Here is a 12440-nt window from a genome sequence, read left to right on the forward strand (position 1 = left end):
TTGAAGTCTATAAGGTTTAGAAAAATAAGTGACTGAAAATTAAGCGGAAATCTCTTAAACCCGCATATTTCCTATATATTTATATGTTTTTTTAAATATTTAATTTTATGTTTATATGAATTTTTAAATATATCTTTATATGAAGATATATTTTTTTGATTAAATAATTGTTTAAATAAACCCTAAAAATCAGCCTTTGAGGCATATAAGCTAATTAGAACAGTAAGAAATTGCTCAATTAATTAGTAATGGAAGGAATGATTTTATGATTAAAGATTCTATTTTAATTAATTCAGAAGAGGTGCAGAGCTTTGATAAGATGCAAATTGCATTGGCAATACGAGACTCTACCTATGGAGAGGAACTAAGCTGCTCACTACTTAAGAATGGAGTGATTAAAAATTGTGAAGGTTGCTCCTTAAAATATATCTGTGGCAGACTTGATAAGCTAGCTGATGATTATACTGAAATAACTACAAAGGTTGTAAATAGCTTCAGCTTTGAAGAAGAATTTGGTGAGGCAGAGTAGCTCCTAAAAGGTAGGAGAGTATCTAAAGTTTTGAACACTAAAAGCTATGAGAGGAGGTGACAAGGATGGCAACAGCAATATTAAGCGGTAATGCAATGATCTTAAAGTATAAGACTGGAACAAATGACAAAGGAGACGATACCTTTGGAAGTCAAAGATTTTCTAATGTGAGACTAGACTTAACTGATGATGATTTATATACCGTTGGAAAAGCTCTAGAAGGTCTAATGAGCTCGGATATAGTTTATATAAGAAAGAAGCAGGATTATTTAGTGGAAGATATATAAACTTAGGATTATTGTTTAGTACAAATAGTAAGAGGAAGATCTTTATAGGAAGGAGGCGAGGATCGTGGAAACAAAATATTTAGTTCTTACATTTAAGAATGAAAGTGGAGATAAAGTTAATCTATCGCTAAAAGGTATCAAGGATACTTTAACTGCAGCTGAAATATCAAATGCTATGGATATAATAATAAGTAAAGATGCATTCTTTAGTTCTGGTGGTAAGCTTATGCAGAAATCTGGAGCTCAAATTATAACTAAGAATGTTGATGAATATAAGGTGGGGTAGAAGCAAGGTAATCTGAAATTTAAGTGCACTCCAAATATTGGGGGAGCATCCTTAGATTTGTGTAAATCAAATCTAAGGATGCTCCCTAAGGAGTAGAATTAAACTAAGTGAAAGCAACTTATAGTTTATGTGGCAGAAAACTTATTAAATCATCCATTAAAGCAGGCTTATCTAAGTTTTCAGGAACTTTAATGAATCTTAATATCTTAAAGTTCCATTAGTAATTTCCATATCTCTTAAATCATGCATGTATGAACCAAAAGCTAAGAAGGCAATTATCATAAGAAAAAAACTAATTAAAATAATTATCTTCTTATTTTTAGTAATACCTTGGCCGTTATCAATAATATTCCTGTTTGCAATACCTACGAAGGTTAGTAGAGGCAAAAAGTAGATGGAATTATTTATTATCAAGTATATACTTATAATTAGAGTTGTTGTATTTATTATGATTGCTGATATTAATGGATTATTATATACTAATGATTTCATATTAGTTCCCCTTAGCTAATCTTAATTATAATGGGACAATTACATAAAAAACTGTACATATCAGTGTTCTTTAAACAGTGGTGTGAGCTAAATTAAGTCTCTTCAACAATCATTGACAATCAATCATTAATTAAATCAAACCTATTAATGAGTCTAAATGGGATTTCATAAACTTCAAGAGCAACTATTCTTCCACTTGTGGCAATAAAATTATCTCTTAAGTAATCAAAGACATTATTAAAGTCGTTTTTATTGCAAATTGATAGGGTTGAGTGAAAAACAGGATTTCCGCATTTAGCTGAATATTCAAATCCTAAGGTTCCACAATATTCATCGAGTTTTTCATGGAATCCATAATAAAAGTCAACTAAAGATAGTGAACTACATGGGTTTACATAGATTACATCTGTATCTAAAGCTTCTCCGTGAGTATATACGCCAAGTGAATTAAACTGAATTGGTAACTGGCGCTTAGCTTTAACATATTCCATTGTCCAACTACAAAGCACTATTTCATCAATATCCTCATAGGCAGCAATAGTCATATGAGGTGGCCACGGCTTATCTGCATAATGATTTTTTTGCATTGAATATGCTTTATCTTTCCATTTAGAAAATAAACTATCGGTTTCTTCATCGAACCTAGCAATTACGCAATATCTCTTCATGTCTTTTCCTCCATACTAAATATAAATAATCTTCATTGCAGGAGTTCTATATATTTACATTAAGCCCTAATAACAGTATTAACTCAATGAACTTAAAAACAGTTTAGTGAGTTAATAAATAGTTCTATATTAATTTTACAAAGTTATCACTTATACTCAAATTTTATGCCTTCTTATATCGGCACATAATACAAACACTTTCTATTGGTAATACGTATAGTCTCAGTAAAAAGTACCTTGGTCAATTACTAAATGGGACACTAGCTCCGTTCCCTAGTCCCCATTAATTATGCTAAGTCTATTAAATAATTTATCATATCTATGCAGTGCATTTATATCAGTAACCTTGACACCTGAATTGTAGAAAGTAATTTTACCGTTACCTTTATTTAAGGAATCAGTTTCCATTAAGGTTCTTTTTAGATTAGTTGCAGTGCCTATGTTTCCATCTATAAGGTTAACGTGGGATGGAGCTAATTTTCTAAACATATCTTTAAAGTAAGAAAAATGAGTACATCCTAAAACAATAGTTCCGTAACTATTCAAATCATATTTAGAAAGCTGTTCTTTAAGATAAGGCAATACTACTTCTTCATCAAACTCAAGCTTTTCAGAAAATTGGACTAGATCTGGGAGTGGTAATAAATCAACAATATTTTCATTATCTAGCTTTGCGATAAGGTTATGGAGTTTTTCTTCCTTTAGAGTCAATGCTGTAGCAGTGACCAAGACACGTTTATCCATATCTTTATTTATTTCAACAGCAGGTTTTACAGCAGGCTCCATGCCAATGATTGGAATACTGTATGTATTTCTTAAATCTTCTATTGCTACGCTTGTAGCAGTATTACAAGCAATAACTACTGCGCTAACTCCTTGTTTTATAATAAAATCTACGGCATTAAATATATATTTTCTAACCTCATCTTTAGGTTTTGGTCCATATGGAACATTTTCCGTATCTGCATAATATATATAATCTTCGTTAGGTAGCACTTTTAATGTATCATACAATACAGTAATACCTCCGATACCAGAGTCAAAAAAACCTATTTTCATTTCGTCTATTCCTCCAATTACTAAGTTCTACATATAATTTTAACATATATAGATTTATGTTTCATCTGTAAGGTGGGATTATTACTGATTCATAATTGAACACATTTTGTATAATTATCCATAGCAAAACTTTGATGCTATTGATTGTATAGTACTTTGGATTTCTAACATTACTAACTTATTTATAATAGTTACGATAATAAGTGATTTTTAGAGCTAAAGAAAGACATAGATCATAATAAAATATATAGCAGATATAAATAAAAACACCACAAGCTTCAAAGATCAATAATGTGGTGTAATAAAAATATATTAGATTTATTTACAAGACCGATTTATTAAAACCTTCAAAATCAAATCTTAAACTGACCATACCCAATTTTATCTAAGGCTTTATTAAATACTACAGGAAAGCTATCAGGATTTCTTAAGGTTTCAAAAACTGTATTCTTTCCGAAGCAATCGTGAATTACTCCCCAGATATCATTTCCAAAAGTGTATACTCTAAAATGTCTTAGTTTTGGAATTTCACTTTTATTTTGTTCTTCTGTATAAGGATTAGTCCAATATTCTGACATAAGCTTATTTAAGTCATCTGGCGATTTTATAATACCAGCTCTTATATCGCTAACTGTCTTTCTAAAGTTGTCCATTGTGTTATAAAAATCATCATTTAGATATTTCCAAGTGAAGGCATCTAAACCTTGGTTTTTAGTAGCATTATATATACTTTTGGACAATACTCCTTCAGCGTTGTTACAATATTTTACTGCTAAACCTTCTCCAGAAAAATAAAGGTAGAACAATCCTTCAAGAGATAGGTTTTCTCCATCAATTTGTTGTAGAATTGTATTTAATCCAACGTGATGTACTTCATGAGCAATAGTTGAACAGAAAGCACTGATAGATTGATCTTTTACTAGTTGTAAGAAATCAAAGTGGGTGCAATTTTCATAAACATAGCCAAAGCTTCTTCCTATGCTAATTGTAAAGATGAATTTTATATCTGGAAGAATTATATCGTCAGGTAATCCTTTTAGGGCTATAGAAACTTGTTCTTCAATAAGCTCTGGTGTTAGTATACTTTCTAGTTCCTTTAATTTTTCAAAATAGTAATCCACATTAGCTAATAAATCTTTATAGTAACTGTGGTGGCTCTTTAAGTCAATATTTGTAATATCATCTTCCTCTATATTGTTTATTTGTAGGAAGTAATCTACAAACTCATCCTTTGATAATCTTCCACTATATCTTTCTAATTCAAATTTATAGTCTTCGTGATCTAGTAGGCTCTCGACATCACTTCTCATAACCTGTCCATTTGTAAGTCTTTTGCACAACTGAAGCATACTATTTATACTTGAAAAACTAATTGAAAAACTCATTTTAATCCCCCTTATTTAATGCCTAATTTTCCATATGAATTATTTGTAAAATTATATCATATATGGATTGAGAACAGGGCTATAAATTAAAATAATTCACAGTTTCTTAATGGTTTTCTACTGAATTATTTGCTTAGTATAAGACTTATGAAGAATATAGAATGCCGTGGCATAAGGTATATATTGACTGAGAGAATATCCAGCATTAAAATGATGATATGTTTATTTAGGTAACATTTTTACTGGAGGTGATAATTATATAAGGTAAGTCTATATAGTTGGTTTAAATAAGAAGGTTAATTACTTAATTTCAACAAGATAATTTAACAGAGGCATACAACAGTTTTAAAACACCTACTAAAACCCACTAAAATATATTGGAATATTGTTAGTTTTATGTTGTCATAATATGTGTAAAGAGGTGATAGCATGAAGTATTATACAATTGGTCAATTCTCAAAATTAATGGGAAAAAGTATTCAAACTTTAAGATTGTGGGATAATGAAGGAAAGTTAAAACCACATCATATAACAGAAGGTGGACACCGTTATTATTCTGAACAACAAATTAATCAAGTTTTGCAAGTGCCACTTGTTAAGAGAACTAAAAAAGTAATTGGATATTGTAGAGTATCAAGTAATAAACAAAAAGATGATTTAGCAAGACAGGTTGCTGAGATTTGGGTTTGAAATAATAGAAAATCTATGTAATAAGTATGGGACTGACATCGAAATCATAGATAACACTGAAAAAACAGAAGAACAGGAATTAGTTGAGGATTTAATTCAAATTGTTACAGTTTTTAGTTGTAGGTTGCAAGGCAAAAGAGCCAATAAAGCAAAGAAAATGATTAAGGAGCTGTTAGAGAATGATACTGGCGAAGAAAGTTAGAATTATTCCGAATATAGAGCAAGAACAAAAATTATGGCAGTCTGTTGGTACTGCAAGATATATTTATAATTGGACACTTGCAAGACAAGAAGAAAATCACAAAAATGGTGGCAAGTTTATAAAAGATGGAGATTTAAGAAAAGAATTAACTATTTTAAAGAAATCAGAACTTAACTGGCTTAATGAAGTATCTAATAATGTAGCAAAACAGGCTGTAAAAGATGGTTGTAGTGCTTATAAAAATTTCTTTAAAGGGTTAGCTGATAAACCAAGATTTAAGAGCAGAAGAAAAAGCAAACCTTCATTCTATAATGATACAGATAAACTAAAAGTTAAAGAAAATTTAGTATTAATTGAAAAAGTAGGTTGGATTAAAACAGTAGAGCAAATACCTACAGATATTAAATATATTAATCCAAGAATAAGTTTTGACGGTAAGTTTTGGTATATATCTATAGGCATAGAAAAAGAAGAAACTATATCAGAAAATACAGATATATCAATAGGTGTGGATTTAGGATTAAAAGATTTAGCAATAGTTTCAAATATAGATAAACCATTTAAAAATATTAATAAAGCTAAAGAAGTGAAAAGACTAAAAAAGAAGTTAAAAAGAAAGCAGAAACAAGTTTCAAGAAAATATGAAGATGGAAAAATTCGAATAGGAAAGGAAGGTGAAAACCGTTATAAATTTACTAAAACTAATAATATTAAAAAACTCGAAAGAGAATTAAAACTTATTCAAAGAAGGCTTTCAAATATACGTTTAAATCATATTCATCAAACAACAACTGCAATAGTGAAAACCAAGCCAAGCAGAATAGTTGTTGAAGATTTAAATGTAAAGGGTATGCTTAAAAATAAACACTTATCAAAGGTTATACAAGAACAATGTTTCCATAAGTTTATTAGTATCTTAGAATATAAGAGTAAATTTAATGGCATTGAATTTGTAAAAGCAGATAGGTTTTATCCTTCAAGCAAAACTTGTTCTTGTTGTGGAGCAATAAAGAAAGATTTAAAACTTAAAGACAGAGTTTTTGTTTGTCCATCATGTAATGCTCGGATGGATAGGGACAAAAATGCGTCAATAAATCTTTCAAGGTATAAAAAATCAGCATAATATCACTAACAAGATAGTGCTGATATGTACTGTGCGTTACGCAGGATTTTAAGCCTTTGGAGCAACATATCAAACTGGAGTAGTCTTATGACAAAACAGGTTGCGTTGAATAAGGAATAAATCTCTAAACATTAGATTTTAGTAGATTTTATGTAACGGCTAAATTTAAATAAGGATAACTATGATGAAGAACTATTATGAAGACAAACTCTTAGCTTTTAAGATAGAAGGAAAGTTACATAACAAGATAGTTTTATATGATGATAATTACAAAAAACATATTAAAGTCAGGCATCCAGAAATGAGTATGGAGAACATAGAAGATATCTTAAAAACACCTGACTATGTATACAAGCCATCCAGAAATAGCACTATTTTTTATTATGAAAAGCTATATGAGAGAGATACATATAGGGTGGTAATAGAAAGCTGTAAGAAGCATACTAAGGAAGTAGTCACTGCCTATAAGGTTGGTAATGAGGAAGGATATACTGTAAAGCATATATATTGTGTTTATGACAAGGAAACCTTTATTGAATATGAAGATATGAATAAAGAATTGGAAGATGACTTTGATTACTTTTATGGCATATTTAATAAAGCTGAATAGGAGAGGCAAACGTAAATTTGTGAAAATTTATGTTTGCCTTTTTATTACTTTATCGAAAAGATATACACCTAGACAAGGTTAGCAATATCAAGGTCGTACAATAGTCTGTTAGGATATACATTATAAAAAATTTGTTCGGCTGCCAGGGGGCATTCACACACCTTCAGAAAACTTAATTTTTCTAACAGGAATTGCTTGCTTTGCACCAATTTCTTTTTAAGCACCATAGTTATAGTGTGGTGCTAGCTCAGATGCATATTGCTTAGGATTGCATTTTTTGAACAGCATTTATCTTTTCCAAGTGTTCCATTTTATCCCTCAAAATACAATATACCAATTATGTAAGTTAGTTTCTTGACCTAAAAAGACAGATATCAATTAATGGTGCTTAAATTCAAATAATTAATTACAATTATATAACTTTAAATTTCAATATGGTACTTTAACTGAGTCTTAATTTATATAGAAATACAGTTGGTTATTAAAAATATATTGTTATGGAATCGAATAGTAAATTATTAGTAGTTATTGTTGGTATCTATACTTTAAGATAACATATTGACAAAAAATATAAAAAAATGAAGGAATAAATAAAATTATGTAGAATATTATATTTTGCTAATAATTTTCTATTTTTGGAGGAACATAAATTGGCTATTATAGACGTTATTAAATTTAATGGCATATTGAACAGAGATTGGTTAGTTTATAGGTATCCTGGCGAAAGTTTTGTATTTGGAACACAGCTTATTGTAGGGGAAGGTCAGATTGCAGTTTTTGTTAAAGGTGGAAGGGCCTTAGACTATTTCTCAGCAGGTACTTACACTCTTAATACTCAAAATATCCCGTTATTGCAATCATTAATTAACATTCCATTTGGTGGAAGAACACCTTTTACAGCAGAAGTATTTTTTATTAATAAAACTGCTAAACTTGATATTCTGTGGGGGACTACAGATCCAATTAGTCTAATAGATCCCAAATATGCAGTTAGATTAAGAGTACGTGCCTTTGGTCAATTTGCAATTAGAATTTCTGATTATCGTGTCTTCTTAACTGAACTAATAGGTGCATTAGGAGATAGTCAAGTCATAAAGTATGACCTTGTAATTAAATATTTCAAGGGAGTTCTTGTTACAAAGATTAAGACAATTATTGCTGATATAATAATCAATCAGAAAATCTCTGCACTAGAAATAACACCGCATTTGGAAGAGCTTTCTGAGATAGCGAAGCAACGTCTTTCATCAGAATTTGATCGTTTTGGAATAGAAATTATTAATTTATTCATAACCTCAATTAATTTTCCAGACGAAGATTTTGATATGATAAATAAGATACTTGGAGAAAAAGCGGCTTTCGATATTATTGGGGATAGTCGTTACAATGTTAAGAGATCTTTTGATGTTATGGAAACAGCAGCAGGAAATGAAGGCTCAGGTAATTTGGTTTCAGCTGGAATTGGTGTAGGTCTAGGTGCAGGTGCAGGAATAGCTGTTGGCAACAATTTTATGGCTACTGCTGAGAATAACATTAATACATCTGGAAAGTCAGTAGCTTGTAGGAAGTGTAATACTCTAAATAGAGAAGGGGATAAGTTTTGCTCCAACTGTGGAGAGAAACTTTCTACCGAAAAGATTGAATGTTATTCATGTAAGACATTGATAGATGGAAACATGAAATTCTGTCCTAATTGTGGATGCTCAATGATGAAAAGAATATGTTCAAACTGTTCAAAAGAAAATCTACCAGGGACAAAGTTCTGTTCAGAATGCGGAACTAAATTGGAGGGATGATCATGAATAATAGTAAAGATTCATCTTTAACACTATTAAAAGTTATTGGATGCTTAATTTTTGATTTAGGAGCAATATTAGCTTACTATAACCTATTGGGATTATTTGTTTTTGTTTTTCCTATTAAATCTATACTAATACTTTCTACATTAATAATAGGTCTTATAATATTAAATATTTCAATTATTATACCTAATTTAGTATTTGATAAAATAGGAATACCATATTCTGCAGCGATCGTAACTATAGCTACATTATATTTCTTAGTAGCTAATATAAGTTCAATTCTGTTAGTATCAATAAGTGCAGTTGGATATATATCATGGGAATTGATTGTCTTTGCGATTTTTGTAGTTATAGTTTCTTCTGTGGCTGCATTCTCAAAGAGATCAGTGATAGATAGAGACATGTTTGAAAAAGAACAAGTTGAAAAGAGTTTTATATTGCTACAATTACAAGAAATTGAAGCAATGCTTCTTGAGAGAGAAGGACAATCAAAGAATTCTCAATCAATTAAGCTATTTAAAATTCTGAAAGAAAGAATCCAAGCCTCAACTCCTTTTGGTAGGATTACTGGAAATGTGTTAGTTTCACAAGCAGAGGATAAAATTAAAAATAATATAACATCCTTAAAATTGTGCCTTGAAAGTAATGTATCTGATAAAAGCTTAGATGAGGTGGATACATTAATTGAGGATACAAGAAAGCTTGTAATTAATAGAGAAAAGTTAAACATTAGATAAGTGAAAAAATAATAATTATAAACATAAAATAAGGAGAGATTTTGATGAACGAAAAGAAATGTCCATGCTGCGGGGCTTCAATAAGCTTTAATGCAACTGAATGTAAATACTGCGGGGAAACAATAGCTGTGGAGACTCCACAATACCAACAAGCTCCACAATACCAACAGGCTCCACAATATCAACAAGCACCTCAATATCAACAAGCTCCACAATATCAAGCACAACCGCAAAGTACTATTCCTCCTTATTCAAAGAGCAAAACTACTGCTGGAATACTTGCAATTCTGCTTGGAGGACTTGGAATACATAAGTTTTATTTAGGTAGGATTGGTATGGGGATTTTATATATAGTTTTCTGCTGGACTTATATACCTGCAATATTAGGTATTATAGAAGGTATAATTTACTTAACATCAAGCAATGAAAAGTTTTACTACAAGTATGTAAAGAGATAATAAGAGCTAAGTAACTTCTAAAAGAACGTATATATAATGAATAATATATATTGGTTTTGTGTATATAACAAAAATATCTCTTAGTGCTATTAGTACTAAGAGATGTATACATGCTAATATCGATGTAAATAAGGCAGGATAAGTGTAGAGCTTATCCTGTCTTTTATGTTTTATAATGAGCTTTTTATTAAAAAACACCTTAGCAAATTATTATTAGCGGGACATTAGCTCCGTCCCCCTGTCCCTACTAATTTGCGATATAATGTAGTTAATAAATAGTGAAACTTGTATACAAAGGATGTGGACAGAAATTTGAACAGAAGATATAGAGATATTTTAAGCATAATTTTAAATACAGAGGAAGCTATTACTGGAAGTGAGCTAGCTAAGTTTTGTAAGGTAAGTGTGAGAACTATAAGACAGGATATTAAGGATATTAATATATTGCTTAAAGAATATGAGGTTGAAATTAGTTCTAACGTAAAAAAGGGATATTTTTTTGATGATAAAAGTAAGTCCATTATGAAGGAAAGCAATATCATAAGAAAGGTATTAGATTATCAATATATAATTGAAACACCAAGTATTCCAATAGATAGACAGATGTACATACTACTAAAACTTATAGTTAAAGAAAATATGGAAATAGAAGAAGTTGCAGAGGTACTTTATGTTTCCTCAGCGACTATTAATAATGATATAGCTGCCATTAATAAGTGGCTTAAGAAAGAACTAAACCTTAGAATAAGTTACTCCTTAAATGAGGGCATTAGTCTTAATGCAGAAGAAGTAGAAAGAAGGAATATAATAAGCTGGGTTTTATCTAAAAAAACTAATGTAAGTACTATTGCGAAGTATTGGAACTACATATTTGAAGAAAGTGATGTTATAGAAAGGGCAAGACAGCTCTATCATATAGTAAGTAATAATGCAAAAAAGCATAACTACTATTTATCCGGACATAGCTATCAACTTCTGTGCTATGAGATATTGGTAGCGATTAAACGCTGTGAGAATGGCTTTAGTTTGAAGGAAGAAGATATTACAAAGGAATGTCTTGTTTCAGTATTGCCAGTATTAATGGATATAAGGGTAGAGGTAGAAAAGCTCTTAAAGATGAAGCTGTCAGAGTTAGAATGGCTTAATATACAGTGCTACTTCAAATCAAAGCAATTTCTTAAGCAAACTAGTATTACAAACTTTGAAAATGAAGAAGCTATGGAAATAGTGGATGAATTCATACAAGTTTTAAAGCATAAATTCAAGATTGATATAAGCTCTAATAAAGAAACACTATTACTATATGTAAATCCAATGATCAATCGGTTAAGATACAAACACTGCATAGCAGAGCAGATAAATGATGGGGTTACTAAGACTTATAAAAGACAGTTTGAAATGGCAGGTGAAATAGCTGGCATTATAAAAAGAAGGCTAAAACTAAATGTGGAGCTTATAGAGTTAGCTTACATAACAGTTCATTTAGTAGCTATCTGTGAAACAGAAGAAAGTAAATTAAAAACAGCCATAGTATGTGATTATGATGAGGCTATAATAAGCTTGATAAAATATAAGCTAAAGAAGCTTTTTGGAGAAAGAGTGGAGCTTTTAAGAGTTTTCGACTATCAAGAATTTATGTTTGAAGAGGAAGAAAACCTTAAGGATATAGAGTTTATAGTTACTACATCAACTATAGCAGATCTTACGGATATTCCTTTTGTTAAGATAAATCCAGAGTTTGAGCAGAATGATATCAATATGCTTAGTGAGCACTTTAATAATCATATCAATAAGTAAGGATGCATTATATAAATATGTACCACTTCAATCTGATAGCTATTTTCAAGACTCATCTGGTTTCAGAGAGGAGAACTTGAAAATAGATAGATCAATAAAACTACCATTAATAATAAAAATGATTGTGGTATTTTTCAAGATTATAGAGCTGGAATATCTATAATTCATATTAAATTTTGGCTATATTTAATTTCAACACAGTGCTTTAACAGAATCTAAAGTTTAGGGCAATAAGGTACTGTAGGTTAATAAAATAAAGTATTTCACAGTATAGGGTGAAATATTATAGTTTGTACTAATAAGAAGCAATTTATT

Annotated in this window: 13 protein-coding genes and 1 pseudogene; 10 read left to right on the forward strand and 4 right to left on the reverse strand. The window is 30.1% G+C overall.

The window, feature by feature from the left end; translation table 11 throughout:
- Positions 1-265: 265 nt before the first annotated feature.
- The 3 genes from C1I91_RS06630 (at position 266) to C1I91_RS06640 (ending at position 1102) form a co-directional block, all read left to right on the forward strand.
- Complete coding sequence (locus C1I91_RS06630; protein WP_128212159.1) at positions 266-529, forward strand: hypothetical protein; 264 nt, start codon at positions 266-268, stop codon at positions 527-529.
- 65 nt (positions 530-594) lie between these two features.
- Positions 595-816 carry a DUF1659 domain-containing protein gene (locus C1I91_RS06635; RefSeq protein WP_128212160.1) on the forward strand — a complete coding sequence of 74 codons (222 nt, stop codon included), beginning with the start codon at positions 595-597 and terminating at the stop codon, positions 814-816.
- A 64-nt stretch (positions 817-880) separates the two neighbouring features.
- The gene (locus C1I91_RS06640; protein ID WP_128212161.1) at positions 881-1102 is read left to right on the forward strand and encodes a DUF2922 domain-containing protein; all 222 of its coding nucleotides are present in this window, start codon (positions 881-883) and stop codon (positions 1100-1102) included.
- Positions 1103-1300: 198 nt separating this feature from the next.
- On the opposite strand, the gene C1I91_RS06645 is transcribed toward C1I91_RS06640, so the two are convergent.
- The 4 genes from C1I91_RS06645 to C1I91_RS06660 all read right to left on the reverse strand — a co-directional run bounded on the left by C1I91_RS06645 (position 1301) and on the right by C1I91_RS06660 (position 4706).
- Positions 1301-1594 carry a hypothetical protein gene (locus C1I91_RS06645; RefSeq protein ID WP_128212162.1) on the reverse strand — a complete coding sequence of 98 codons (294 nt, stop codon included), beginning with the start codon at positions 1592-1594 and terminating at the stop codon, positions 1301-1303.
- Positions 1595-1713: 119 nt separating this feature from the next.
- A complete protein-coding gene (locus C1I91_RS06650) occupies positions 1714-2262 on the reverse strand; it encodes a 2'-5' RNA ligase family protein (protein WP_128212163.1) in 549 nt (182 codons plus the stop codon).
- Between the two features lie 273 nt (positions 2263-2535).
- On the reverse strand, positions 2536-3321 hold the full coding sequence (gene murI / locus C1I91_RS06655; RefSeq protein ID WP_128212164.1) for a glutamate racemase: 786 nt from the start codon (positions 3319-3321) through the stop codon (positions 2536-2538).
- Between the two features lie 353 nt (positions 3322-3674).
- The gene (locus tag C1I91_RS06660) at positions 3675-4706 is read right to left on the reverse strand and encodes a DUF5700 domain-containing putative Zn-dependent protease (RefSeq protein ID WP_128212165.1); all 1032 of its coding nucleotides are present in this window, start codon (positions 4704-4706) and stop codon (positions 3675-3677) included.
- Positions 4707-5135: 429 nt separating this feature from the next.
- Here C1I91_RS06660 and C1I91_RS06665 point away from each other — a divergent pair.
- The 7 genes and pseudogenes from C1I91_RS06665 to C1I91_RS06695 all read left to right on the forward strand — a co-directional run bounded on the left by C1I91_RS06665 (position 5136) and on the right by C1I91_RS06695 (position 12125).
- A pseudogene (locus tag C1I91_RS06665) lies at positions 5136-5598 on the forward strand (MerR family DNA-binding transcriptional regulator).
- A complete protein-coding gene (locus C1I91_RS06670; protein WP_128212166.1) occupies positions 5576-6721 on the forward strand; it encodes an RNA-guided endonuclease InsQ/TnpB family protein in 1146 nt (381 codons plus the stop codon). The pseudogene C1I91_RS06665 and the gene C1I91_RS06670 overlap by 23 nt, the downstream one beginning before the upstream one ends.
- 181 nt (positions 6722-6902) lie before the next feature.
- The gene (locus C1I91_RS06675; RefSeq protein WP_128212167.1) at positions 6903-7331 is read left to right on the forward strand and encodes a hypothetical protein; all 429 of its coding nucleotides are present in this window, start codon (positions 6903-6905) and stop codon (positions 7329-7331) included.
- 650 nt (positions 7332-7981) lie between these two features.
- The gene (locus C1I91_RS06680) at positions 7982-9127 is read left to right on the forward strand and encodes an SPFH domain-containing protein (RefSeq protein ID WP_128212168.1); all 1146 of its coding nucleotides are present in this window, start codon (positions 7982-7984) and stop codon (positions 9125-9127) included.
- Between the two features lie 2 nt (positions 9128-9129).
- A complete protein-coding gene (locus tag C1I91_RS06685; protein WP_128212169.1) occupies positions 9130-9870 on the forward strand; it encodes a hypothetical protein in 741 nt (246 codons plus the stop codon).
- A 44-nt stretch (positions 9871-9914) separates the two neighbouring features.
- Positions 9915-10328 (forward strand): TM2 domain-containing protein, encoded by a 414-nt coding sequence (locus tag C1I91_RS06690; RefSeq protein ID WP_128212170.1) that lies wholly within the window; start codon positions 9915-9917, stop codon positions 10326-10328.
- A gap of 300 nt (positions 10329-10628) precedes the next feature.
- On the forward strand, positions 10629-12125 hold the full coding sequence (locus tag C1I91_RS06695; protein WP_238475935.1) for a BglG family transcription antiterminator: 1497 nt from the start codon (positions 10629-10631) through the stop codon (positions 12123-12125).
- Positions 12126-12440: the final 315 nt, after the last annotated feature.

It is taken from the genome of Clostridium manihotivorum (assembly GCF_004015185.1).
GTDB classification, from domain to species: Bacteria; Bacillota; Clostridia; order Clostridiales; family Clostridiaceae; genus Clostridium_AR; species Clostridium_AR manihotivorum.

Bases quoted from the DNA above. Each gene is read 5' to 3' on its own strand.
- C1I91_RS06690 (WP_128212170.1), top strand. From the start codon at position 9,915: ATGAACGAAAAGAAATGTCCATGCTGCGGGGCTTCAATAAGCTTTAAT.
- C1I91_RS06650 (WP_128212163.1), bottom strand. From the start codon at position 2,262: ATGAAGAGATATTGCGTAATTGCTAGGTTCGATGAAGAAACCGATAGT.
- C1I91_RS06660 (WP_128212165.1), bottom strand. From the start codon at position 4,706: ATGAGTTTTTCAATTAGTTTTTCAAGTATAAATAGTATGCTTCAGTTG.
- C1I91_RS06635 (WP_128212160.1), top strand. From the start codon at position 595: ATGGCAACAGCAATATTAAGCGGTAATGCAATGATCTTAAAGTATAAG.
- C1I91_RS06685 (WP_128212169.1), top strand. From the start codon at position 9,130: ATGAATAATAGTAAAGATTCATCTTTAACACTATTAAAAGTTATTGGA.
- C1I91_RS06670 (WP_128212166.1), top strand. From the start codon at position 5,576: ATGATACTGGCGAAGAAAGTTAGAATTATTCCGAATATAGAGCAAGAA.
- C1I91_RS06630 (WP_128212159.1), top strand. From the start codon at position 266: ATGATTAAAGATTCTATTTTAATTAATTCAGAAGAGGTGCAGAGCTTT.
- murI (WP_128212164.1), bottom strand. From the start codon at position 3,321: ATGAAAATAGGTTTTTTTGACTCTGGTATCGGAGGTATTACTGTATTG.
- C1I91_RS06675 (WP_128212167.1), top strand. From the start codon at position 6,903: ATGATGAAGAACTATTATGAAGACAAACTCTTAGCTTTTAAGATAGAA.
- C1I91_RS06645 (WP_128212162.1), bottom strand. From the start codon at position 1,594: ATGAAATCATTAGTATATAATAATCCATTAATATCAGCAATCATAATA.